The organism is Planktotalea sp., assembly GCF_965659345.1.
Classification (GTDB): domain Bacteria; phylum Pseudomonadota; class Alphaproteobacteria; order Rhodobacterales; family Rhodobacteraceae; genus Planktotalea.
Window position 1 is genome coordinate 36,608 of sequence record NZ_CBFHVK010000017.1, and the last position, 25,082, is coordinate 61,689.

The following is a 25,082-nucleotide window of genomic DNA, read 5'->3' on the forward strand; positions in this document are numbered from 1 at the left end:
GCGAGTGGCCCCGTGGCTCAACTGGATAGAGCAGCCCCCTCCTAAGGGGCAGGTTGCAGGTTCGAATCCTGCCGGGGTCGCCAAAACACTCTTTGTGGCTACTGAATCGGAAACATAAGCAACGCGCTTGCTCATGCTTTCTCATCAACGGTTCAACATTCTCGCATTGGACTGAAGGGCAGCCATGCCATAAGGGATGTATGCGCAAGCGCCATTCAGGTAGCTGACGAATCGATGAGGTCCGAGATGGATGATGAGATCCTTGATGCTCTTCTGGCCGGGTTTCCTCTACCCAGCCTTGCGATTGATCGCACGGAACGGATCATCGCCGCCAATACTGAGGCGCTCACACTGATCAACCAACAGGCTAGGGGGCAGAACTATGTTACTATGCTGCGTCAGCCTGCGTTGCTTGACGCAATCGAGACGACACTGACAGACGGCATGGCGCGTTCAACACAGTACCTGAGCAATGATGGCGCGCAGGACACAGCGTTTCGGGTGAGCTGCCGTGCGGTGCAAGGTTTGGGCCGAGATGTGGCAGGCGTCGTGCTCGTATCCTTTGAGGACATCACCGACAAAGAGCAAGCTGGCCAGATGCGCCGCGATTTCGTCGCCAATGTCAGCCATGAATTGCGCACACCTTTGACGGCGTTGATGGGTTTTATCGAAACCCTGCGTGGTCCCGCGCGCAATGATGCAGAGGCGAGCGTACGTTTCCTTGATATAATGCAAAACGAAGCGGAGCGGATGAACCGTCTTGTTGGTGATCTGATGTCGCTCAACAGGGTTGAGGGAGACGAGCGGGTACGGCCCACGCAAAGCGTCGTGTTGAATGACATTCTGAATTCAACGCTCCACACCTTGCAGCCCTTGGCGCGCGAGGCGGATGTGAGGTTTGAAACTGAATTCCCCGAAAATCCTTTATCGATGATTGCGGATGGTGATCAACTTAAACAGGTCTTCACCAACATAATTGCGAATGCGATCAAATATGGTGGGTCAGGGGGGCGGGTTACGCTGCGCATGAGCGAAATTGCGCGCGAACCGGTTCTGCGTGCGCCTGGGGTACGTGTTCAGATCATTGACTATGGTGCTGGCATTGATCCCATCCACTTGCCCCGTCTGACCGAGCGGTTCTACCGCGCTGATGACCACCGTAGCAAAGCGCTTGGGGGTACTGGTCTTGGACTTGCGATCGTCAAGCATATTGTCAACCGTCACCGCGGGCGCCTTCGCGTCGAAAGTGAACTTGGCAAAGGCACGACCTTTACGGTTATTCTCCCTATTCACGAAAGCCTCTGAGCCAAAAAAAGTATTTCGGCGGTTGTCATAAACATGTAATGCGATTGTCACAAACCTGTTACGAAGCCCACGTAGACTGAGCGAGAGATTCCCGTGGAGGGATCGCTTTTAAATGCACAAATGGGAGACACCCATGTCTTTGATGAAACTCGCAACATCCGCATTCGCCCTTTCCGCAATGGCCGCAACAACTGCTGCTGCGCGGGATCAGGTACAGGTCGCCGGATCGTCCACTGTTCTGCCTTATGCGTCCATCGTTGCTGAGGCGTTTGGTGAAAACTTTGATTTCCCGACACCTGTTGTTGAATCTGGCGGCTCAAGCTCTGGCCTCAAGCGGTTCTGTGAAGGTGTTGGCGAAAACACGATCGACATTGCGAACGCATCCCGCGCCATTCGCGAAAAAGAGATCAATGCCTGCGCCGAAGCAGGTGTGACAGACATCATCGAAGTGCGCATCGGTTATGACGGCATCGTTTTCGCCAGCCAGATCGATGGTCCTGCCTACACTGCCTTCCAGCCTGCTGACATCTTCAACGCTCTGGGCTCCAAGGTTCTGGTAGACGGCGCGATTGTTGACAACCCACACGCACAGTGGGCTGATTTCAACGCTGACCTGCCAGCGGCAGATATTATGGCGTTCATCCCTGGAACCAAGCACGGCACACGCGAAGTTTTTGAGGACAAAGTGCTGTTGAAGGGCTGTGAAGACACTGGCGCAATGGAAGCGATGATGGCCTCTGGCATGTCCGAGGATGACGCGGAAGATGCTTGCATCGACGTGCGTCAGGACGGCGCGTCCGTTGACATTGACGGCGACTATACAGAAACACTCGCCCGCATCGGCGCCAACCCGAACGGTATCGGCATCTTTGGTCTGGCGTTCTTTGAGAACAACCAAGACAAGCTGAAAGTGGCGACAATGGGCGGTGTAGCACCATCCACCGAGAGCATCTCGACTGGTGAATACCCTGTATCGCGTCCGCTGTTCTTCTACGTGAAGAAAGCGCACATCGGTGTAATCCCGGGCCTTAAAGAGTTCGCATCTTTCTTCGTCGCTGACGAGATTGCAGGATCTGACGGCCCATTGTCCGCGTATGGTCTTGTTGCAGACCCTGAGCTGGCTGCAACGCAGACAACCATCGCAGACGAAACAACAATGGGCGCCAACTAAGCCCTGAAATATCGGAGGTGGCGCATGTTGTGCCATCTCCACCTCAAAGACCGAATGCCCCTAAATGGGGCATTTACTACATAAACAGTCACGACGATTGGAACCCATATGCCGTTTACTTGGCTCATAGCGATCCTCGCTGCGATTGCGGCGATTGGTTATCAAATGGGGCGCAGTCGCGCATTGAAAAGTGCTGGTGGTGACCGCCGTGATCTCCATTCCTTGCCTGTATACTACGGTGCGAACGTGGCCATGTGGGCCATCGTCCCCGCTGCGGCAGTGCTCATCATCTGGATGTTGGCGCAGCCGCTTTTTGTCAACTCGCGTGTCCTTGCGACACTTCCCGATACGATGGTGTCGGAAGGAAGTTCCATCGGGCTTGTGATGAGTGATGTGCGCCGCGTGGCGGACGGCCTTGACGTTGCTGTGCAGCAAGGCGCGATGAGCTACGACGAGGCCGCATCGCTCAGCACGGACACCTCTGATGTACGCGAGCGCTTGGGAGAGGTTGGCGTCGCTCTTGGATCTGCAGTTAGTCCTGAAGTATTGTCAGGTGCGCAACGCTACCGGACGCTCAATGCAGCCGGCTCGTTGCTAATGACGGTGCTTGTCTTGCTCATCGCGCTGGGTGGTGCCGCCTATGCCTACTCGAAATCAACGGCAAATTTCCGCGCCCGCAACAACGTTGAGCGAGGCATCTTGGCCCTGCTACTCGCCGCTGCCTCCGTTGCAATCCTGACCACCATCGGCATTTTGTTTGCTCTGCTCTTCAACACCATCGAGTTTTTCAAACTCTACCCCGCAGCTGATTTTTTCTTCGGCACCAAATGGGCACCCAGCTTTTCCGGTCGCGGAGGAGCGTCTGACCTCGGCGTGTTGCCGCTTCTTTGGGGCACCTTTTACATATCGTTCATCGCGCTTCTCGTCGCTGTGCCCATTGGTCTGTTTTCCGCGATTTACCTGTCGGAATATGCAGGGCCGAAAGTGCGCAGCATCGCCAAGCCGCTGATCGAAATCCTCGCGGGTATTCCCACGATTGTCTACGGACTGTTTGCGCTGCTCACCGTTGGTCCGCTGCTGGTGAGCATGTTTGGTAAAGATACGCTTGGATGGATGCAGGGCGGCACAGCGGTGATGACGGCGGGCCTTGTCATGGGCATCATGCTGATCCCGTTTGTCTCCTCGCTGTCTGACGACATCATCAACGCTGTGCCACAGTCGATGCGCGACGGATCTTATGGGCTGGGCGCGACGAAATCTGAAACGATCCGTCAGGTGATCCTGCCTGCCGCGTTGCCCGGTATCGTCGGTGCGATTCTGCTGGCCGCGTCGCGCGCCATTGGTGAGACGATGATCGTGGTGCTGGGGGCTGGGGCCGCGGCCCGCCTGTCGCTGAACCCGTTCGAGGCAATGACGACCATCACCGCCAAGATTGTAAGCCAGTTGACTGGCGACGCTGACTTTGCCTCGCCTGAGGCGCTTGTAGCCTTTGCTCTTGGTATGACGCTTTTTGTTCTAACGCTGGGGCTGAACGTTTTTGCCCTCTACATCGTGCGCAAATATCGGGAGCAGTATGACTGATGACTGACGTGAACATGACACCCGCCGCCGCGACCCCGAAGAAGAAATCCAGCCTCTTGGCGCAGGACGCGCGTACACGTAAACGCAACGCGGCTGAAACCCGTTTCCGTATGTACGGCATGGCCGCCATTGGTGTGGGTCTGTTGTTTTTGGTGTTCCTGTTTGCCTCTATCCTGCGCTCGGGGCTTCCTGCCTTTACCCAGACTGTGGTGGAGATCGAATTTACGCTGACGCAGGAACAATTCGACACCGCAGAATCCAAGATGCTCAAGACCGGTGAATATCGGAAAATATTCGTAAACGCGCTGAGCGAGCAGCTTGATGCCAAAGGCTTGGAAGTTGATTTTGACAGCAAGGCAATCCAGCGGCTTGTTGGCAAGCTGGGCGGCACGATCCGCAGCTTTTTTCTTGAGAACCCCGACCGCATCGGCACACCCGTTTCGTTCGAGCTTGCCGCGGCTTCCCGCGTTGACGGGTATATGAATGGCCGTGTGACACGCGATACGTTGGTCGATAGCCGGTTCCTGATGGCGACTGACCTTGATCTGGTAGACGCGCTTCAAGACGCGGGCATTGTCAAAGGCGCGTTTAATTGGAACTTCATTACAGGCACGGATTCCGGCGTGGACAACCCCGGTGGCGCTGGTTTGGGCGCGTCTGTGATCGGTTCGTTCTTTATGATGCTTGTGGTTCTGTTTTTGTCGCTGCCCATCGGGGTGGCCGCGTCGATCTACCTTGAGGAATTTGCCCCCAAGAACCGCTGGACTGATCTGATTGAAGTAAACATCTCGAACCTTGCTGCGGTGCCCTCCATCGTGTTCGGTATCCTTGGTCTGGCTGTATTCATTCAGTTCGCAGGCTTGCCGCAGTCAGCACCACTGGTTGGTGGCCTTGTTCTAACACTTATGACATTGCCCACGATCATCATTTCCACACGCGCCTCCTTGGCTGCTGTGCCGCCGTCGATACGCGATGCAGCCTTGGGTGTCGGAGCGTCCAAAATGCAATCGGTGTTTCATCATGTGCTGCCCCTCGCGATGCCGGGTATCCTGACGGGCACGATTATCGGCCTTGCGCAGGCTTTGGGTGAAACAGCGCCGCTGCTCTTGATCGGTATGGTTGGCTATGTCGCGCGAGAATATCCAGAGACGTTCGCGGGCGGCTTTACCGACGCCAACTCCGCCATGCCTGCGCAAATCTACACCTGGGCCAGCCGTGCGGACCCTGGGTTTTACGAAAAAGCATGGGGCGGCATTATCATTCTGTTGCTCTTCCTGATCACGATGAACGCCATTGCCGTTTTGTTGCGGCGCCGTTTTGAACGTCGTTGGTAGGGAACAGTACAATGAATGATATGAGAATTGTGGAGAGAAAAGTGGACACCAACGAGGTCAAGATCGCAGCCAAAGATGTGCAGGTCTATTATGGCGACAACCATGCTATCAAGGACGTGAGCGTCGAAATCGAAGACAAGACAGTGACAGCCTTTATCGGCCCATCGGGTTGTGGCAAGTCCACGTTTTTGCGCTGCATAAACCGAATGAACGACACCATTGATGTGTGTCGCGTCACAGGCGATATCCGCATCGATTCAGAAGATATCTATGACCCCAAGGTGGACCCCGTTCAGCTGCGTGCAAAAGTCGGCATGGTGTTCCAAAAGCCCAATCCGTTCCCGAAATCAATCTATGACAATGTGGCCTATGGGCCGCGCATTCATGGGTTGGCCAAGAACAAGGCAGATCTGGATAACATTGTCGAAAACGCCCTGCGCCGTGGCGCCATCTGGGATGAGGTCAAGGACCGCCTGCACGCCCCTGGCACGGGCCTGTCGGGGGGGCAACAACAGCGTCTTTGCATTGCGCGCGCTGTCGCGACCGAGCCCGAAGTGCTGTTGATGGATGAGCCATGTTCGGCTCTTGACCCGATCGCCACAGCGCAAGTCGAAGAGCTGATTGACGAACTGCGCCAAAGCTACTCTGTCGTGATCGTCACCCACTCCATGCAGCAGGCCGCGCGGGTCAGCCAGAAAACGGCGTTTTTCCACCTCGGAAACCTTGTTGAGTACGGTGAGACCTCCACGATCTTTACCACCCCCGTCGATCCGCGCACTGAAAGCTATATCACTGGCCGTATCGGCTAAGGAGTTGAACATGAAAGAGCAACACATTGCATCAGCTTTTGATCGTGATCTTGAAGCGATCCAGGCACAGATTATGAAAATGGGCGGGCTGGTTGAAAATGCCATCCTCGAGGCCGCGATCAGCCTTGAGACCCGCGACGAAGAGCGCGCAGAAGCAGTGCGCGTCGCGGACAAGGCCATCGACGCCCTTGAGGAAATCATCAACGAAGAGGCCGCGCGTGTGATCGCCTTGCGTGCGCCTACGGCGAGCGATTTGCGCCTCGTGCTCTCGGTGATCAAAGTGAGTGCCAACTTGGAGCGCATCGGGGATTACTCCAAAAACCTCGCCAAGCGCACGGGCGTTCTGTCTCAAATGGAGCCTGTGAATGGCAGTGCGGGCGCTTTGCGCCGCATGGCCAAAGAGGTCGAGGGGATGCTGAAAGACGCGCTAGATGCCTATGTCGCGCGGGACGCCGCATTGGCGCAGGATGTGATCGACCGCGATATTCAAGTCGATCAAATGTATAATGCACTGTTCCGCGAATTCCTGACCTTCATGATGGAAGACCCCAGCAACATTACGGCCTGCATGCACCTGCATTTTATCGCCAAAAACATCGAACGCATGGGTGATCACGTGACCTCCATCGCCGAACAGGTTGTTTACCTCGTCACTGGCACGCTCCCGGATGAGGCGCGCGCCAAAGGCGACAAAACATCATTGCCAAGCTGAGGAGACCACGCAGATGTCCACTGATCAGCCCCGTGTTTTGGTTGTAGAGGATGAGCCGGCCCAGTTGGAAGTTCTGGCCTATAATCTGGAGGCTGAAGGGTTTGTAGTAAGCCGTGCGAGAGACGGGGAAGAAGCGCTTTTGCTTATCGCGGAGGAGGCGCCGGACATCATCGTGCTGGACTGGATGATGCCCAACATGTCCGGCATCGAAGTCTGCCGGCGCGTCAAAAGCAAACCAGAGACACGCTCCACTCCCGTGATCATGCTCTCTGCGCGCTCTGAAGAAGTGGATAAAGTGCGCGGCTTGGAAACGGGTGCAGATGACTATGTCGTCAAACCCTATTCGGTGATCGAGTTGATCGCGCGTGTGAGAACTCAGTTGCGCCGCGTGCGCCCTTCCTCGCTTGGCCAACAGCTTACATTTGACGATATTATTCTGGACGGTGAGACGCACAAAGTCACACGCGGGACAGATGAGCTTAAGCTGGGGCCAACGGAATTCCGGCTGCTCACGACGTTCATGGAAAAACCCGGCCGCGTCTGGAGCCGTGATCAATTGCTAGACCGCGTTTGGGGTCGCGATTTATACGTCGATACACGCACGGTAGATGTCCACATCGGTCGCTTGCGCAAGGCACTTTCGCAACATGGCGGTGATGATCTGGTTCGGACAGTGCGCGGTGTCGGATACGCGTTAGGGTAGCGTTCAGTCCACCTTATCCCATCCTTTCGCGTCATGGCCAATCTGCGTAAATGCCCACTTGCGTTTGTTTTGCGGTGCTTTGTTGCTGTGTGCTTGCCTGTCGAAATGCGTATCGCTTAATTGGCTTGCGGCGGCGCGATTAACGCCACGCCACATCACCAAGGAAGATATATCCGGCCCCATAGATCGTTTTAATTAACTGCGGGTTTTTGGGGTCTTCGCGTAGTTTTGTGCGCAGCCGAGAGATGCGCACGTCCATGGCGCGATCAAAGCTGTCACCGGCCCCACCACCAAGCATATCTTGCATTTGACTGCGCGATATCAGCCGTTTGGGGCTTTGCAGAAAGAGCCGTAACACTTCACCCTCAGCATGGCTGAAGGGCGTCTCGTCACCTGTCATGTCTTCCAGTACATAGCGGTCAAAATGTGCTGTCCAATTCGCGAAATCTGCGGTGTTTGAGCTGGTTTCAGTCGGTAGAGCTTTGCGAAGGCGCACGCGGATACGCGCCACCACCTCGGATGGGTCAAAGGGTTTGATGATATAGTCATCAGCGCCAAGCTCTAATCCGGTAACCTTGTCGTGAACCTGTGAACGTCCTGAAATAATGATCACTACGGCACCTTGCTCCAACGCGAGGCGATGCACGAGCGCAAGGCCATCTGTGTCAGGTAAGGACAAGTCAACCAAACACACATCTGGCGTTACGGTCTTCAATGCGGCCTCAAATTCGCGGGCGCGCCCGAAACTGAGGGTGCGAAACCCTGCATCTTCCAGTGTTTCGGAAAGGATCGCGCGGATTTCCGGTTCATCGTCAAGGATTGTGACCAGTGGCAAAGTGGTCATGATGGTGCTCCGATCTGAACAGCGGTGGTCAATGCTGCATGTAGCGCAGTGTCGTTGAAGGGCTTTTGCAGAAACGCGCCACGCGCGCTCGCAGCTTTGTGCAAAGGGTCTGACGCGGGCAAGGATGTCATCAGCGTGATCGGGCGATCCGTGAACGCTGCAAGATCAAGCCCAGTTCGCGCGCCGCTAAGTTGAATATCCGCTAGCACATATGCAATGTCAGGAACACTGTTCAACAAGGCTTCCGCTTCATGGACAGACGTTGCTTCAAGAACAAGATGGCCCTGCGCAACCAGCATGTCACGAATTGACGCGCGCAAATCATCGCTATCCTCTACGAGCAAAACAAGACCAGCAGGAATATGGGCATCCGCCAAACGCAGCGGCAAACGCAGCAGAACGTGTGCGCCTTCATTGTTAAACAGCCGAATGTCACCGCCTGCGAGCTTTGTCATGTCGTAGACCATCGCAAGACCAAGGCCAGACCCCTCACCACCTTTTGTCGTGAAAAATGGCTGTACCGCTTGTTCGAGTGCGCGCTCGGAAAAACCAGACCCTGTGTCAGCCACCTCGAGTTCGAGCCAAGTGTCTTGCACCGCGCGCGCCGTGAGCGTGATCTGGCCGCCCGGCGGCGTTGCGTCGCGGGCATTCAGAATCAAGTTAAGAAGGCTGTCTTGAAGCATGCCAGCGTCAAGGTTGTAGATGCCATCAGTCGCATTCTGTACGATCTTTAAGCTATGATCGCCACCAAGTGTCGGAGTTGCCATCGTTTCCAGTTCGTTCAAGAATGAGGACAGCGTGACTGGTATTGGGCGGAACGTTCTTGGCCCTGTCATATCAGCAATGCGATGAAGCAATCCGCCCCCTCGTCGCGCTGCAGCGAGTGTTGCAGTGATCAGATGCTCCGCGTCGCTGGGCAAGCCTTTCATCTTTTGTAGCTTGCCTTGCATCCCTAGAATGATCGTTAACAAATTGGAAAAATCATGTGCCAATCCGCTGGTGAGCTGTGCTGCCATCTCGCGGCGGCGGGTTTGCTGCAACGCGACGCGGGTTTGTGTTTCCTCGGTCACATCCATCGACAGGACATAGACGCCTTGCACATGGTCTTCTGCAACATCTGGAGTGAATGCGACGCGGATTCGACGGGAACTTGAATGATGTGTGAACTCGAAAACAGAAGGTTCATTTTTGAGCGCGCGCTCAAGGTGTGGTTTGATCACTGCGTAAGTGGCGCTGCCCAGCGCATCAGCAGCGCTGAGCCCGACAATATCATCGGTGCTCCCTGGCATAACGACTTGCAGGCGCCGATTGGAAAACGTGTAGCGCTGCCGCAAATCCAAGTGCGCAATATGAGCAGGCATCATCTGTGTAGTTAAGCGCGTGCGCGCTTCCATCTGGGTGAGCTGATGTTTGGTTTCTTCAAGCATTGCATTGCTTGAGGCCAAAGCCCGGTTGGTTGAAGCTAGTTCTTCCGAGCGGGCAAGAACCTGTTCGCTTAACACTTCGGAACGCGCGCGCAACAATGCCTCTTGCTGCTTAATTTCGGTAATATCGGTATAGACGGTGACCCAACCGCCCTCCGGCAAAGGTGCACCCTCCACGCTAATCACGCGACCGTTGGCGCGGGTGCGTTCCATGTAATGCGGCTCAAACGCGCGGGCGAGACGTGCACGTACTGCAACAAATTCGTCCAGATTATCGACTTCGCCGTATTCCCCGGCTTCCGCAAGAAAGCGAATAACCGTTTCAAAGCTCACACCCGGTTCGATCATCTCGTCAGGGAGGTTGAACATCTGTTGCATTGGGCGATTGATGAGCACCAGTTTTAGATCTGAGTCAAAAATCGACATGGCCTGTTGGATCAAATTCAATCCAGCAGCAATCATGGTATTGTGGCGTGTGGCATGGCTCATAGGCATATGGCTACCATCGACAGGACGACCGCGGAAAGCCCTGTCGAAGCGCTGTTACAATTCGTTAGGTTTCAGAAAAGTTACGGAAAAAGTTGACCTTCAGAAAATAGCTGGCACGGTAAGCGCAGCGAGTCGCACAAGCGGCCATGTTCGCGCACAAGCGGGCAACGGGAGGAAACATCGTTGACACAAACGTCTGAAGGCGTGAACGGATTGACGTCCGTTCCAGCGCTATTGCAACGCAACGCGGCCGAGTTCGGTGACAAAGCGGCTTACCGTGAAAAAGAGCTAGGCATCTGGCAAAACTGGACATGGTCCGAGGCTGCTGATGAGATCGATGCGCTTGCGCTTGGATTGTTAACACTTGGCGCTGCTGAGGGTGATTTCATCGCCATCATTGGCCGCAATCGTCCTTATTTGTATTGGGCGATGGTCGCTGTGCAATCTGTCGGCGCCGTGCCCGTGCCGCTGTATTCCGACGCGTCTGCCGATGAGATGGCCTATGTGCTTGAGCATTGTGGCGCGCGTTTCGTAATCGCCGCGGATCAAGAACAGGTTGATAAAGTCACTGACGTTCAAGAGGATCTGAGCCAGTTTGAGCAAATGATCTATCTCGATCCGCGAGGCCTGCGCAAATACGATCATGCGAATTTGCATCAGTTCTCTAGAGTGCAAGACGCCGGCCGCGCTGCTGTTGGTGAGTTGATGCCAGAGCTGAACCGCCGCCGCGAAGCGCTAAATTACGACAGCACCTGCGTGATGCTCTACACCTCTGGCACCACCGGCAAGCCCAAGGGCGTTGTCCTGAGCAATCGCAATATCATCGAAACGTCCCGTCATTCGTCAGAGTTTGATAGCTTGAGCGCGGGCGAAGACATTCTCGCCTACTTGCCGATGGCTTGGGTTGGCGATTTCATTTTCTCGCTTGGTCAGGCGTATTGGACCGGTTTTTGCGTCAATTGCCCTGAAAGCGTTGATACGATGATGACCGATCTTCGTGAGATTGGACCGACGTATTACTTCGCCCCTCCACGCGTGTTTGAAACGCAGCTCACCACTGTAATGATCCGCATGGAAGACGCATCCCCGATGAAGAAACGGATGTTTGATTACTTCATGGCGCATGCCAAAAAAGTCGGACCCGATATCCTTGATGGCAATCCTGTCGGCGGTTTTGACAAGCTGAAATACAAGCTTGGCGATTTACTGGTTTATGGCCCGCTGAAAAACACACTCGGCTTTTCGCGTGTGCGCATTGGCTACACTGCTGGTGAAGCGATTGGTCCCGAAATTTTCGATTTCTACCGCTCGCTTGGGATCAATCTGAAGCAGCTTTATGGTCAGACCGAAGCATCGGTCTTCATCACACAACAACCTGATGGTCAGGTGCGCTCTGATACTGTTGGCGTGCCAAGCCCCGGTGTCGAGTTGAAGATCGCTGAAAATGGCGAAGTCTTTTACCGCTCCGAAGGCACGTTCGTTGAGTACTATAAAAACGCTGAAAGCACGGCGGATACCAAAGACCCAGAGGGTTGGGTCGCCACGGGTGACGCGGGTTTCATCGAAGAAGGCACAGGACATCTGCGCATTATCGACCGTGCAAAGGATGTGGCGAACATGTCTAACGGCGCATTGTTCGCGCCCAAGTACGTTGAAAACAAGCTGAAGTTCTATCCCAACATTCTTGAGGCCGTTGTTTTTGGCGCTGAGCGGGATCGCTGCACGGCGTTTATCAATATCGACCTCACGGCTGTCGGTAACTGGGCAGAGCGCAACAATATCGCGTATGCGTCTTACCAAGAACTTGCTGGTCATCCGCGCGTGCTTGAGACGATTCAAGAGCATGTTGAGACGGTGAACAAATCTGTGGCCGAGGACCCGATGTTGTCCGGCTGTCAGGTGCACCGCTTCTTGGTCTTGCACAAGCAGCTTGATGCGGATGACGGTGAATTGACGCGTACGCTCAAAGTACGTCGCAAGATCATCGGTGAAAAATTCGAAGATTTGGTGAACGCGCTTTATGATGGCTCACCCGAAATCTACACCGAAACCGAAGTGACTTACGAAGATGGTCGCAAGGGGATGATCAGCGCCACATTAGAAATTCGTGATGCTGCTGTAGTACCGGTCACTGCTTCGAAAATCGCTGCTGAATAAGGACGTAATATGCTCGATTCTACAGATAGCTACGTCACAGACGACGGCCGCACGATTGGTGGCGTTGTGATGGAAATGAAAAATATCACATTGCGATTTGGTGGTGTTGTGGCGATCAAGGATATCTCCTTTGATATCCGCGAGGGCGAAATTCGTGCGATTATTGGTCCGAATGGTGCGGGCAAATCGTCGATGCTGAACGTGATCTCCGGTTTTTATGTTCCGCAAGAGGGGCAGGTGATGTTTCACGGCAAGCCGCGCCCGCAGATGAAGCCTTATGAGGTGGCGCAGCAGGGCATCGCCCGTACGTTTCAAAACATCGCTTTGTTTGAAGGCATGACCGTTCTGGACAACGTTATGACCGGGCGTTTGAACAAGATGAACTCAGGCCTTTTCGCGCAAGCCATTTGGCGCGGTAAGGCAGAACGCGAAGAGATAGAAAACCGCGAAAAAGCGGAGAAGATTATCGACTTCCTCGAAATTCAGCACATCCGTAAGACGCCTGTCGCACGCTTGCCCTATGGTTTGAAAAAGCGGGTTGAGCTGGCGCGTGCGCTTGTATCAGAGCCTTCGATCCTCCTGCTGGACGAGCCGATGGCGGGCATGAACGTCGAAGAGAAAGAGGACATGAGCCGCTTCATTCTGGATGTGAACGATGAATTTGGCACCACGATTGCGCTGATTGAGCATGACATGGGCGTTGTCATGGACCTGTCTGACCGCGTGGTCGTGATGGACTATGGCAAGAAGATTGGTGACGGCACCCCGCATGACATTCGCAACAACCAAGCTGTGATTGATGCGTATCTAGGGGTAGCTCATGACTGATTTTACCCACGTATTACTTAAGATGGAGACCAAGTGATGCTTGAACAACTCACATTTGCGATGGAAGTGTTCCTCAATGGTCTGATGGCTGGGGTCCTGTATGCGCTGGTCGCGCTGGGCTTTGTTTTGATCTTCAAAGCCTCCGGTATTTTCAATTATGCCCAAGGCGTCATGGCGCTGTTTTCCGCGCTGACGCTTGTGGGGATTATGGATGGACAAGTTCCGTTCAGCCATATCATCAATGCAACATTTGGGACGGATATCCACCACTTTGGCTGGCACGTGCCCGCGCTGTTTGCGATCTTTGGAACTGTGGTTGTCATGGTTCTGTTCGCGTGGATCGTGCAACGCTACATCTTCCGCCATCTTGTTGGGCAAGAACCAATCATTCTGTTCATGGCCACGATTGGCCTTGCCTATTTCTTGGAGGGCGTGGGCGATTTGATGTGGGGGTCCGAGATCAAGAAGCTTGATGTTGGTTTGCCGCAAGGGATCAACGATACGATTGATCAGGTGACATATGAAATGTTTGGCTACGGCTTCTTCATCGATAACTTGGATATTGTTGCGACGGTCGTTGCTGTTTTGCTCGTGGTTGGTCTGGTTATATTTGCGCAGTACTCCAAAGAGGGCCGCGCAATGCGGGCTGTGGCGGATGATCATCAGGCGGCGCTGTCCGTCGGTGTATCGCTTAACTTTATCTGGATCATGGTTTGGTCGGTGGCGGGCTTTGTGGCTTTGGTGGCGGGCATCATGTGGGGCACGAAATCAGGTGTGCAGTTTTCGCTCTCCCTGATCGCCTTGAAGGCTTTGCCGGTTTTGATGCTGGGCGGGTTCACATCCATTCCGGGGGCCATTGTCGGTGGTCTTATCATTGGCGTAGGCGAGAAACTGTTTGAATTCTTCATGTCCAGCTCTGCACTCGCGGGTGAATTGTTTGGCTTTACGATCAGCGCGACCGAGAATTGGTTCGCTTATGTGCTTGCTCTCATTTTCCTTGTCTTCAGACCGCAGGGTCTGTTTGGCGAGAAGATCATCGAGAGGGTGTAGCTATGTTGAACCACTCCACACGCGCGACTGAATTTTTCGAAGGGACTGTCTGAGATGTTTTACCGTGAAGCAGGTGATTTCAAAACGTCCTATACGGATGACAATCAGACCTTCCCAATCAAGTTCGATCGCTATCGCTACTACGTGGTTCTGGCTGTCGCCTTTGGCGTCATTCCATTCTTGATCAACGACTACTGGGCGAACGCGTTTTTGCTGCCATTCCTCATCTATTCGATTGCCGCGATTGGTTTGAACATCCTTACAGGATATTGCGGGCAAGTGTCGCTGGGAACTGGTGGTTTCATGGCTGTAGGGGCTTATGCCTGCTACAAGCTGATGACGAGTTTCCCTGACGTGAATATCTTTTTCCATGTGATTGCCGCGGGCGGTGTCACGGCGATTGTTTGCACAGCTTTCGGTTTACCTTCGCTTAGGATCAAAGGTTTCTATCTCGCGGTTGCCACGCTCGCCGCTCAGTTCTTTTTGGTCTGGCTCTTCAATAAGGTCAGCTGGTTTTACAACTACTCTGCTTCTGGTCAGATCAACGCACCAGAGCGCACCGTTTTTGGCGTACCTGTTACAGGTGCAAATACGGATGCATGGGCAACCTATCTCTTTTGTCTCGTCTTCCTGACCATCAGCGCGATCATCGCGCGCAATTTGACGCGTGGTATGCAAGGGCGCAAATGGATGGCGATCCGCGATATGGATATTGCTGCTGAAATCATCGGTGTGAACCCGTTGCGTGCAAAACTTAGTGCGTTTGCTGTGTCGGGCTTTTTCATAGGTATCTCAGGCGCGCTTTTCTTCGCAGTTTATCTGGGCGCGGTTGAAGTTGGTGAAGTCTTTGGCATTCAGAAGTCATTCCTCGTGCTGTTTATGATCATCATCGGCGGCCTTGGATCGATCTTTGGGTCCTTCGCGGGGGCGGCCTTCCTTGTGCTGCTTCCTGTCGTTCTAAAACTTATCGGCGTCGATATGTTGGGCTGGCCCACTGATATCGTCGCGCATTTCAATTTGGTGATCGTGGGCGCATTGATCATCATCTTTCTCATCGCTGAACCGCATGGCATCGCCCAGCTTTGGCGCGTTGCGAAAGAGAAACTACGCCTTTGGCCGTTCCCGCATTAAAGCGCGTGGCCAAAGTACAATAAGGGGCGAATGCCCCACACATCGGACTAACCATGGGAGGAAAACCCCGATGAAGATGAAACTACCTGCAATGGCGCTGAGCGCGCTGATGATCGCAAGCCCCGTTATGGCGGATCTTGTGTTCCCGTCCTTGTCCTATCGCACTGGCCCTTATGCGGCTGGCGGCATTCCGTTCGCGGATGGCTATGCGGATTACTTCACAATGTTGAACGCCCGTGATGGCGGTATCGGCGGCGTTGAAGCACGCGTGCTTGAGTGCGAAACAGGCTACAACACCGAAAAAGGCGTTGAGTGCTATGAATCCACAAAGGGCGAAGGCGCGTTGGTCTATCAACCGCTGTCCACAGGCATCACATACCAGTTGATCCCGAAAGCAACGGCCGACGGCATCGCAATCCACTCGATGGGCTACGGTCGTACATCTGCTGCGAACGGCAAGGTTTTTTCAAACGTCTTTAACTACCCTGCGAACTACTGGAATGGTGCCTCTGGCGCGATCAACTACTTGATGGGTCAAGGCGACATTTCCGGCAAGAAAGTGGCGTTGGTTTATCACAACTCCGCTTACGGCAAAGAGCCTATCCGCACATTGGAAGAGCTGTCCAAAAAGCACGGCTATGACCTGACGTTGATCCCAGTGGATCACCCAGGCCAGGAGCAGAAATCACAGTGGCTGCAAATCCGTCGTGAAAAGCCTGACTACGTTATCATGTACGGTTGGGGCGTGATGAACCAAGTTGCGGTTCAGGAAGCGGCGAACATCCGTTTCAACATGGAAAACTTCATCGGTATTTGGTGGTCCGGTTCTGAGAACGACGTTCTCCCAGCGGGCGACAAGGCCAATGGCTACAAAGCTTTGACGTTCCACGGTGTTGGCAGTGACTTCCCAGTGTTCGACGACATCAAAACGCATGTTGTTGACACAGGCAATGCAGCGGGTGCTGGCGATCAGATCGGTACGGTGCTTTACAACCGTGGTCTTTATGCGGCGATGCTTGCAGCGGAAGCTGTGAAAACGGCGCAGGAAATCCACGGTGTTGCAGATATCAACGCGGCGCAAATGCGTGATGGTATGGAAGCGCTTGAGATCACTGAAGAGAAGATGGCTGGCCTCGGTCTTCCAGGCTTTGGTCCATCGTTCAAAGTGTCTTGCGAAAACCACGGTGGCCCTGGCCTCGTTGGTATGACGCAGTGGGACGCGGCGGCGAAAGAGTGGACATTGATCTCTGACTTCTCGCCATCCGACATGGACGTGATTCAACCGCTCATCGATGAAGATTCCATGGCTTATGCTGCGGAAAACAACATTGAAGCAGGTTGCTAATTAGCCTCTTTCTGGTCCGGCTGACAGCGTTGGCCGGACCTATCCACTCTCATTTATGACAGGCGTTTGACATGCTAGATTCCGCTCCGAGCACTGAGAAACTTCTCGAAGTGAACAACATTGAAGTGATCTACAACCACGTGATCCTTGTGTTGAAAGGCGTCAGCCTGCACGTGCCCAAAGGCGGTATCGTTGCTTTGCTCGGCGGTAACGGTGCTGGCAAGACAACGACCCTAAAGGCTATTTCTGGCCTTTTGAAATCAGAGCGCGGTGATATCACCAAAGGTTCTATCAATTATCGCGGTGCCGATCTTGCGGGACGCGACCCTGCGGATTTGGTGAGCTCAGGGGTCATTCAAGTGATGGAAGGCCGTCACTGTTTTGAACACCTCACCGTTGAGGAAAATTTGCTCACAGGAGCCTACACGCGCAAAGATGGCAAAGGCGCAATCGCCGCTGATCTTGAGATGGTCTATGATTACTTTCCGCGTTTGAAAGAGCGCCGTAAGTCGCAAGCTGGCTATACCTCTGGCGGTGAGCAGCAAATGGTTGCCATGGGTCGCGCATTGATGTCGCGCCCTGAAACCATCTTGCTTGATGAGCCCTCCATGGGTCTTGCTCCGCAACTGGTGGAGCAGATTTTTGAGATCGTAAAAAAGATCAACGAAGAGCAAGGCGTGACTATTCTGCTGGCAGAGCAGAACACCAATGTGGCCCTGCGCTATGCGCACTATGGCTACATTTTGGAAAGCGGACGCGTCGTGATGGACGGTCCTGCTGCAGAACTTCGTGAGAATCCCGATGTGAAAGAATTCTATCTGGGCATGTCTGACGAGGGCCGTAAATCCTTCCGCGATGTGCGGTCCTACCGCCGCCGTAAGCGGTGGCTCAGCTAACCTTTGCCTCATACTTCCTTTCATTTGCGAGCCGACCTAATGACTAAATATTTTGACACGCTTGAGACACGCTCTGCCGATGAACGCTCTGCACAGCAAAGCGCCGCTTTGATGGAACAACTTGCACGCGCGACAAGTGCGGACGGAAATTGCCTCGATTCTAGTGGCGTTGCGGGAATTGAAGATCTGGCCAAACTGCCAGTGTTGCGCAAATCTGAATTGGTTAAGTGGCAAGCCGAAAAGCCCCCGTTTGGTGGTATCAATACGTCCAACGTTGCCCACATCTTCCAGTCTCCCGGACCCATTTATGAACCCGGTGGTATCTCTCATGACTGGTGGCGTATCGGTCGCTTTTTGCATGCACTCGGTATAGGCAAAGGTGACATCGTGCAGAATTGCTTTGGCTATCACCTCACTCCAGCTGGCTCGATCTTTGAGAATGGCGCACGGGCTGTCGGGGCGACTGTGCTGCCTGCGGGAACGGGTCAAACTGACTTGCAAGTCCGCGCAGCGAAGGATGTCGGTTCTACCGCCTATGCCGGGACGCCGGATTATCTGAAGGTGATCCTCGATAAGGCTGACGAAATGGGCATGAAGCTTAACATCACTAAGGCTGCTGTTGGTGGTGGAGCGCTCTTCCCGAGTTTGCGCCAAGAATACGCGGATCGTGGTATTTTGTGCCTGCAAAATTATGCAACCGCTGATCTGGGTAACGTCGCTTACGAATCCCAAGCGCAAGAAGGCATGATCATCGATGAAGGTATCATCCTTGAAATTGTTATTCCGGGCACTGGTATTCCTGTTGAACCGGGTGAGGTTGGGGAAGTTATCGTAACATCGCTGAACCCTGACTATCCTTTGATCCGTTTTGCCACGGGCGACCTTAGCGCCGTGATGACGGGCACATCTCCCTGCGGGCGCACCAACACACGCATAAAAGGTTGGATGGGTCGCGCGGATCAAACGACGAAGATCAAAGGCATGTTTGTGCGGCCCGAACAGGTCGCTGATTTGGTTGCGAGCCATGATGGAATCGCACGTGCGCGTGTCGTTGCGTCCCGCGCTGATGAGAAAGATATGCTGACAGTGCAGATCGAAACATCAGGGTCGAATGCAAGTGATTTTGAGGATGCGGTGCAATCAACACTCAAAATGAGGGGCGCAATTGAACTGGTGACGCTTGGTGCCTTGCCGCGTGATGGCTTGGTGATCGAGGATCGCCGCAGTTATGATTAATCACGGCTAGCGCGCCGTATCTGAAGCATGTTTGCAGGTAAGGCGTCATTATTCAGGTATTGCGATGTGCTGCTCGATCTTGCCAAAAATGTCGCCAAATTCAGGGTGACGAGCCTCCATGACCACGCGATCGCCATTGCCCATAAAAGGCGTGATACCCTGCCCAGTGTCGATTTGTTCAATGGCGCGTCGCTCTGCAATACAACTGGAACCGACTTCGGCATAGTTGCTGTTTGCCACTGTTCCTGAGCCGAGGATTGTGCCAGCGGGCAAGTCTCTGGAATACGCGGCATGGGCAATCAGTTCATCAAAACCAAACTTCATTTCATCACCACTGGCACTGCCAAATAGCTTGTCGTCGAGATGGATAGTAAGGGGTAAACAGACGCGGCCGTCCTTCCAAGCGTCGCCTAATGTATCGGGAGTGACAGCAAAAGGCGCAACACTGCACGCCGGTTTGCATTGCAACCAGCCAAATCCCGTGGCCATTTCAATTGGTCCCAAGGCGCGCAAGCTCCAGTCATTGATAAGCACGATCAGGCGCACATATTGTAGTGCGTCTTTCGCAGATGTGCCCATCGGCACGTCACCGAGAATAACACCAAACTCTCCCTCAAAATCGACCCCGTCATCTTCAGACGGAAAGACAGCGGTTTGGGTTGGCGCAAGAAAGCGATCTGACATTCCCTGATACATAAGCGGGCGTTTGGGCAAGCCAGTGATCGGAAGTCCCCATGCCTGTTGAATGAGTAAAAAATGGGTTTCAAACGCGGACCCATCAAGCCATTGAACAGCGCGCGGGAGCGGAGAAAGAGCGTCTGCGCCTTCAAACGCTTGGCCCTCGTTCTCTACTTTAGTGCTCAATTCTGTAAGTTCAGGCAACACAGCTTCCCAATTCTCAAGCGCGTGCTGCATACAAACTGCACTTGGCACAGCGAGCACCTTTGTGCCTGCTTGATTGACCACATGCAGACGTCCATCACGGGTGCCATTCGCGAGCGTTACCAGTTTCATTAAACGTCTACTCCATTCTCTGTCCCATTCACGAAAACCCGTGTCGTTGTAGGCACCGCAGAGGCGACTGTGGCAATTGCCATACAGGCATCACGACAGACTTTGATCAATTCTTCCAGTTTCTCTTGCGGCTCAGGGCTTTCGACAAGAACATGTGCTGTGTAGGCGTCGCACATGCCTTGGCCTTGTTGGCCCTGATCTGGCTCTGGGGGCAAAGTCCCATACTGGGCGCGCATCTCGACTTTGATTTTATCGACCTTCAACGGTACTTTGTGCAAATACCCTTGGATGTGGGTCAGCAGGCAAAATGCAACACCAACAATCAGATATCCAAGCGGGGATGGCGCTGCATCATCGCCGCCCATGCCAGTCCCTTCATCACAGCTAATTTCCCATGAACTATAATCGGCACGCGGGCTAATGATAACGCCGCGCTTGGACTGGCCCGGGCCGGGTTCTGCGATCACCTCATAGGCAAAGTGGATCGGTTCACCCGGTTTGATAACAGGTTTTGGAAAAGGCGGGAGCGTTGTTAGGCTCGGTGTCTCATTCGCGCGAGAGACGATGTCGGTCATGCTGCACCTGCTGGGTTCTTGGTGACTGCAACGGGTCGGCACCAGCCGGCGCTCGCGGCTTTGATGCTGACAGGGAAACAAATGATCTCGAAGCCGGTGCTAGGAAGCGTTTCAAGGTTCGCTAGTTTTTCCATATGTAGGTAAAGTTGATCCATCCCCGCTCTGTGCCCTTCCCAAATCAAAGAGGCGTCGCCCGTCTCGGCGACACGTTTGGCGGTGTGCACAAAGGGTGCATCCCAACTCCATGCATCGGTGCCCGTAATTTTCACACCCCTTGCTGACAGATAGTTGGTGGCTGCGCGCCCGATACCGCATCCGGTAGCGACATATTCGGGTGTTCCGTAGGCTGCGCCTGCGGCGGTGTTCACTACGACTATATCGCCTTCAGATAAGGCATGATCGATGCGTTTGAGCTCTGCTTCGATATCTTCGGGCGTTGCAACATAACCATCGTCAAAATGACGAAAATCCAGCTTTACCCCATTGCCCCAACACCATTCGAGGGGGACTTCGTCAATCGTGATTGCGCGTTTCCCGCCGTCCATAGTGGAATGAAAATGATAAGGAGCGTCCAGATGAGTACCGTTGTGCGTTGAGAGCGTAACGCTTTCCACAGCCCAACCTTCACCGCCGGGAAGATCATCGCGGCTGACACCGGGAAAAAACGACAGCAATTGCGGCGCAGTTTCATCATGCCCCATGTAGGTTATTTTGGGCCCAAGACCCGGAGGATCCGCAAAATCTGTGTTTTCCAATGGGCGTGCAAGGTCGATAAGTTTCATATGAAAACCCCTCAGCGGCCCAAAAGGCCAGTTGCAATGAACGGGAAAAAGATGACGAGCAGCAAGCAAACCACCATCATCAGCGCGAAAGGTGCCGCTCCGATGAAAATGTCTTTCAGGCTTATGTCAGGATCATCAAGTGTCGCTTTGATCACATAAACGGATATGCCGAAGGGCGGCGTCAGTAATCCGATTTCTACGGCAATAACGGTGATGATGCCAAACCAGATAAGATCAACATTCAACGCCGTGATCACCGGCAGCATTAAGGGAACAAGGATCAACATGATCGACCCGCTATCAAGGATCATGCCCAGCAGGATCACGACCAAGCAATAGAGCAATAAGATACCAAGGATTGTGAGATCCGCCGCCGCTACATAATTCCCAAACCCAGAGGGAACGCCCGAAAACGCCAACATGCGCGAATACATTTGTGCGGCTATTAGAAGGAAGCAGATTGCTGCTGTAATCATGCCCGTTTCTACAAGGACGTTCCAAAGTGCCTTTGCGGACAAACGTCGTTTGATTAGACCGATCAGAAACGCCCCTGCTGTGCCGATGGCACCGGCTTCGACGGGTGTAAAAAGGCCAGCGTAGATGCCACCCAATACAAGTGTGATGAGCACGACAATTGGCAGCCCTTTGGACAACAATTCGGAACTGCTCAGGTCCTCGTCATCGCCACCAAGATTGCGACCCACAAAGCCGGGCGCATAGGTCGCCATAAGGACTGTTCCGATACCAAATAGGACAGCCAACACCAATCCTGGCCCAAGTCCTGCAAGGAATAAATCGCCAATAGATTGCTCAGTGAGCAGCCCATAAAGGATCAGCAAAAGGCTAGGTGGTATTAACATCCCTAGAACAGAACTGCCTGCAACAACCCCAACTGCGAAGCGCGCTTCATAGCCATGACGACGTAGTTCAGGCACGGCGATCTTTGTGAATACCGCAGCTGATGCGATTGAAATTCCGGTGATCGCTGCAAAAATCGTATTGGCGGCAATTGTACCGACACCCAAGCCGCCCTTGATGCGTTTGAACATCGCATTTGCCACGTCAAAAGCATCACGACCCATACCGCTTTCAGAGACGATAAACCCCATCAGAACGAAAACCGGAACAACACCGAAAAAGTAGCTTGAGATGGCATCATTCGCTGCAAGGCCAAGCATTTTGGTCGCGAGCAAAGCGTTGCCTTTAATCGCCCAAACTCCAACGAAAGAGCATACAATCAGAGCAATCGGGACGTAGAGACCTGTAATCGCAAGCCCACCCATTGCAGCAAGACTAATGAGGCCAATGTCAAAGGGTGTCATGAGTGTCACCCTTGTAGCGTTTCAGGGTCCGGCTGAGAAACTGAAGCAAGAGCAGCGTTGCTCCGACAAATATTGCAAGTTTTACAGGCCATGTGGGGAAGGTGAAATTGCCGACAGAGCCTACAAAGTCTTGCCGCTCGATAGCGCGTGTCAGAATAGGCCACTGCGCGTAAAGTAATGTGCCAATCACAAGCGCACCCAAAAGCTCGAACACTGTTTCCAACCCCTTTGCAAATCGCGGCGCGCGCGCGTGCAAAAAATGGATCAAGCCGTCAGATCGCGTCAGTCGCCCTGCCCGAAAGGTTTGTGGCACTTGTAAGAAAACAATCGCGACGATGGACAAAGACACCATTTCAGGCACGCCAGGGAGCGGTGCACCGATGGTTTCGCGTCCGATCACATCGATACAAATTATCAAAACAAGCCCGACAATCAGAATCGTGCCCAGAATATTTGCGCCCTGCGTTGCCCAGTCGAGCAGTCGCAAGGCGCGGGAGGTGACCTTCATCCGAGTTACTCTTGGTCCCAATTACGAAGGGGTGTGGCACCTGCTGCGCGCATGGTGTCCATGTAGAGTTTCATCATGTCCGTGCCACTCTTGCCTTGCGCGTCAAGGCCTGCAGCCCATTCAGCCGCTGCATTGTCCATGTTCGCAGCCCAACTTTGGCGCATTTCGTCAGAGGCGGCTGTCACAGTGGCACCGGCTTCTTCCATCTTCGCGTAAGCGAGGGATACAAAACCCTCCAAGTCAGACAGATACCATTCCATCGCATCGTCTGCCGCGTCCGTGAAGGCGCTTTGCATGTCTGCATCAAGACCATCCCACCAGTCTTTATTTGCGCAAATCGCACCAGCAAATTGGGCGCCTAAACCGAATTGGGTAATATTGGGCGCAACCTCGTATAGTTTGCCAGGAAACGCAGCAGACGCGAAGACGATTACGCCATCATAAACACCTGTTTGCAGCTCGTTATAGTAGGTCGTCAAATTGCCCTGAACGCCAACAGCGCCTGTTCCTGAAAGCCAGTTAATCGCTGGTCCGGGTGCTGCAATCTTGCGTCCTTCAAGATCGGCTAGGGAATTGATTGGGAACTTTGTCATCAACAAGTAGTCATCAATTGCGTTGGGCGAGCCAAGATAAACCACGTTGTTTTCTGTATAGGCTTCCGTCATGCGCGGATCGTTTTTGTGCAGATCGTGAATAACATCTGTCACAAGGCGAAAGTCATCACTAACAAAGGGTGTGTAGTAGGTCACGTTTTGGACTGCCAATTTGGCCGGATCAAACAGAGACGAACAAATACCGAGCTCTGCTAGACCTGCTTCTACAGCCTCAAGTTCTTCGCCAACTCCAGCGATGGATCCGCCATACTGCCCTGTTGCATTAAAGCTATGCCCTTGTGCTTCGAGCGCGGCGGTCGCGCTGGGAATAAACACTTCGGGGAATTGTTTGACCCAGCGAAAGATTGGTGGGTGTCCAGTGACAATTGTGACGTTCAGGTTGTCAGCAAAAGTGACAGTAGCGCTCGCCATCAAAGCGACTGCGCTTATTAAAATCTTTTTCATTTTATCCTCCCAGAACGGATTCTGTTTGTTCAAATCCGCATTGTTTAGACGCTACGCCATAGTTCATGAATTTGCGAAATTGATATTTGTACTAGCCTCCATTAATGATATCTATGGTTCATGCATCTCGAGAAGCTCGATTTAAACCTGCTTGTTGCCATCGACGCCCTTTTGCGGCGACGTAGCGTAACGTCAGCAGCGGAAGAGCTGCACATCACTCAGTCCGCTATGAGCAGCGCGCTAAAGCGTGCCCGTCAGCATTTTGATGATGACCTGTTCTACTATAATGGGCAGGCGATGATGCCGACGTCTTTTGGGCAGGAGCTGTCGCTTCAAATTCCAGATATTGTGAACCAACTGCGCAGTGTGTCGCGGATGCGCTCAACGACGGACCTGAGGACGTTGAAGCGTCGTTTTACAATCATAGCCTCAGACTACGTAGCCGCGGTATTTGCATCGGCGTTAACCAAAAAGCTGGCAGTTCTCGCGCCGGACGTATCGTTGTCGATTTTGCCCTACACACGTGAAGCGCTTAGACAATTTCAGCGCGGCACTATCGACTTCCTGATCGGGCCTGACTTTGCGTTGGAAACCAAGCATTCGGCAGAACTGCTGTTCGAAGATCGGTTCAAATGCGTGCTTTGGAAGGAAAATTCATTCGCCAACACCGCGATGACGCCAGAGGACTTCTTTGACGCGCCAATGATCTTGACCAACTTCTTTCTAGAAAACGGGCTTTGTTGCACAAATCGGTCTGAGGCCGATCTCCCCCTTACCCCAGACGGATTTAGCCTACAGCCACGGTACT

General features: G+C 53.5%; 23 protein-coding genes and 1 tRNA gene. 16 read left to right on the top strand and 8 right to left on the bottom strand.

The annotated features are described in order from the left end of the window. Nucleotides 1–6: 6 nt before the first annotated feature. The 8 genes from ACTG3Z_RS13795 (at nt 7) to phoB (ending at nt 7,615) form a co-directional block, all read left to right on the top strand. Nucleotides 7–83 (top strand) — tRNA-Arg (locus tag ACTG3Z_RS13795). Nucleotides 84–246: 163 nt separating this feature from the next. After that, a complete protein-coding gene (locus ACTG3Z_RS13800) occupies nt 247–1,305 on the top strand; it encodes a sensor histidine kinase (protein WP_439143642.1) in 1,059 nt (352 codons plus the stop codon). Nucleotides 1,306–1,438: 133 nt separating this feature from the next. Beyond that, entirely contained in the window at nt 1,439–2,476 is a 1,038-nt protein-coding gene (locus ACTG3Z_RS13805) for a substrate-binding domain-containing protein (RefSeq protein WP_439143643.1), read from the top strand. A 108-nt stretch (nt 2,477–2,584) separates the two neighbouring features. Continuing rightward, nucleotides 2,585–4,057: a phosphate ABC transporter permease subunit PstC gene (gene pstC / locus ACTG3Z_RS13810; protein ID WP_439143644.1), complete on the top strand. Its 1,473-nt coding sequence runs from the start codon at nt 2,585–2,587 to the stop codon at nt 4,055–4,057. Further along, nucleotides 4,057–5,391: a phosphate ABC transporter permease PstA gene (gene pstA / locus ACTG3Z_RS13815; RefSeq protein WP_439143645.1), complete on the top strand. Its 1,335-nt coding sequence runs from the start codon at nt 4,057–4,059 to the stop codon at nt 5,389–5,391. Before pstC ends, pstA begins: the two co-directional genes overlap by 1 nt. A gap of 11 nt (nt 5,392–5,402) precedes the next feature. Further along, entirely contained in the window at nt 5,403–6,200 is a 798-nt protein-coding gene (gene pstB, locus ACTG3Z_RS13820) for a phosphate ABC transporter ATP-binding protein PstB (RefSeq protein ID WP_439143646.1), read from the top strand. Nucleotides 6,201–6,210: 10 nt separating this feature from the next. Next, the gene (gene phoU, locus ACTG3Z_RS13825) at nt 6,211–6,912 is read left to right on the top strand and encodes a phosphate signaling complex protein PhoU (protein WP_439143647.1); all 702 of its coding nucleotides are present in this window, start codon (nt 6,211–6,213) and stop codon (nt 6,910–6,912) included. A 13-nt stretch (nt 6,913–6,925) separates the two neighbouring features. Then, a complete protein-coding gene (phoB, locus tag ACTG3Z_RS13830; RefSeq protein ID WP_439143648.1) occupies nt 6,926–7,615 on the top strand; it encodes a phosphate regulon transcriptional regulator PhoB in 690 nt (229 codons plus the stop codon). Nucleotides 7,616–7,754: 139 nt separating this feature from the next. Here the strand turns inward: phoB and ACTG3Z_RS13835 are convergent, their stop codons facing one another. Together ACTG3Z_RS13835 and ACTG3Z_RS13840 are read right to left on the bottom strand one after the other, a co-directional pair. Further along, complete coding sequence (locus tag ACTG3Z_RS13835) at nt 7,755–8,459, bottom strand: response regulator transcription factor (RefSeq protein ID WP_375266211.1); 705 nt, start codon at nt 8,457–8,459, stop codon at nt 7,755–7,757. Next, a complete protein-coding gene (locus ACTG3Z_RS13840; protein WP_439143649.1) occupies nt 8,456–10,372 on the bottom strand; it encodes a PAS-domain containing protein in 1,917 nt (638 codons plus the stop codon). Before ACTG3Z_RS13840 ends, ACTG3Z_RS13835 begins: the two co-directional genes overlap by 4 nt. Nucleotides 10,373–10,555: 183 nt before the next feature. Here ACTG3Z_RS13840 and ACTG3Z_RS13845 point away from each other — a divergent pair, with 183 nt between their 5' ends. The 7 genes from ACTG3Z_RS13845 (at nt 10,556) to ACTG3Z_RS13875 (ending at nt 19,015) form a co-directional block, all read left to right on the top strand. Continuing rightward, nucleotides 10,556–12,529, top strand: a complete 1,974-nt coding sequence (locus ACTG3Z_RS13845; protein WP_439143650.1) for an AMP-binding protein — start codon at nt 10,556–10,558, stop codon at nt 12,527–12,529. A 9-nt stretch (nt 12,530–12,538) separates the two neighbouring features. Beyond that, nucleotides 12,539–13,357, top strand: coding sequence for an ABC transporter ATP-binding protein (locus tag ACTG3Z_RS13850; protein ID WP_439143651.1), 819 nt, complete (start codon nt 12,539–12,541; stop codon nt 13,355–13,357). Nucleotides 13,358–13,393: 36 nt separating this feature from the next. Further along, on the top strand, nt 13,394–14,407 hold the full coding sequence (locus ACTG3Z_RS13855) for a branched-chain amino acid ABC transporter permease (RefSeq protein WP_439143652.1): 1,014 nt from the start codon (nt 13,394–13,396) through the stop codon (nt 14,405–14,407). A gap of 54 nt (nt 14,408–14,461) precedes the next feature. After that, the gene (locus ACTG3Z_RS13860) at nt 14,462–15,538 is read left to right on the top strand and encodes a branched-chain amino acid ABC transporter permease (RefSeq protein WP_439143653.1); all 1,077 of its coding nucleotides are present in this window, start codon (nt 14,462–14,464) and stop codon (nt 15,536–15,538) included. Nucleotides 15,539–15,608: 70 nt separating this feature from the next. After that, complete coding sequence (locus ACTG3Z_RS13865; RefSeq protein ID WP_439143654.1) at nt 15,609–16,883, top strand: ABC transporter substrate-binding protein; 1,275 nt, start codon at nt 15,609–15,611, stop codon at nt 16,881–16,883. 71 nt (nt 16,884–16,954) lie between these two features. Continuing rightward, nucleotides 16,955–17,779 carry an ABC transporter ATP-binding protein gene (locus ACTG3Z_RS13870; RefSeq protein WP_375266204.1) on the top strand — a complete coding sequence of 275 codons (825 nt, stop codon included), beginning with the start codon at nt 16,955–16,957 and terminating at the stop codon, nt 17,777–17,779. Nucleotides 17,780–17,818: 39 nt separating this feature from the next. Beyond that, on the top strand, nt 17,819–19,015 hold the full coding sequence (locus tag ACTG3Z_RS13875) for a phenylacetate--CoA ligase family protein (protein ID WP_439143655.1): 1,197 nt from the start codon (nt 17,819–17,821) through the stop codon (nt 19,013–19,015). Nucleotides 19,016–19,063: 48 nt separating this feature from the next. Here the strand turns inward: ACTG3Z_RS13875 and ACTG3Z_RS13880 are convergent, their stop codons facing one another. From ACTG3Z_RS13880 to ACTG3Z_RS13905, 6 genes are read right to left on the bottom strand one after another with little or no spacing between them, the layout of a single operon-like run. Further along, nucleotides 19,064–20,029, bottom strand: coding sequence for a fumarylacetoacetate hydrolase family protein (locus ACTG3Z_RS13880; RefSeq protein ID WP_439143656.1), 966 nt, complete (start codon nt 20,027–20,029; stop codon nt 19,064–19,066). Further along, nucleotides 20,029–20,604, bottom strand: coding sequence for an OsmC-related (seleno)protein (locus ACTG3Z_RS13885; RefSeq protein WP_439143657.1), 576 nt, complete (start codon nt 20,602–20,604; stop codon nt 20,029–20,031). Before ACTG3Z_RS13885 ends, ACTG3Z_RS13880 begins: the two co-directional genes overlap by 1 nt. Continuing rightward, entirely contained in the window at nt 20,601–21,386 is a 786-nt protein-coding gene (locus ACTG3Z_RS13890; protein ID WP_439143658.1) for a cyclase family protein, read from the bottom strand. Before ACTG3Z_RS13890 ends, ACTG3Z_RS13885 begins: the two co-directional genes overlap by 4 nt. Nucleotides 21,387–21,397: 11 nt before the next feature. Continuing rightward, nucleotides 21,398–22,708, bottom strand: coding sequence for a TRAP transporter large permease (locus tag ACTG3Z_RS13895; protein WP_439143659.1), 1,311 nt, complete (start codon nt 22,706–22,708; stop codon nt 21,398–21,400). Further along, on the bottom strand, nt 22,695–23,216 hold the full coding sequence (locus tag ACTG3Z_RS13900) for a TRAP transporter small permease subunit (protein WP_439143660.1): 522 nt from the start codon (nt 23,214–23,216) through the stop codon (nt 22,695–22,697). The genes ACTG3Z_RS13895 and ACTG3Z_RS13900 overlap by 14 nt, the downstream gene beginning before the upstream one ends. Before the next feature lie 5 nt (nt 23,217–23,221). Then, nucleotides 23,222–24,274, bottom strand: coding sequence for a C4-dicarboxylate TRAP transporter substrate-binding protein (locus ACTG3Z_RS13905; protein WP_439143661.1), 1,053 nt, complete (start codon nt 24,272–24,274; stop codon nt 23,222–23,224). 120 nt (nt 24,275–24,394) lie between these two features. Between ACTG3Z_RS13905 and ACTG3Z_RS13910 the strand changes: the two genes are divergently transcribed. Beyond that, the coding region (locus ACTG3Z_RS13910; protein ID WP_439143662.1) for a LysR family transcriptional regulator at nt 24,395–25,082 on the top strand (688 nt) is incomplete at its 3' end.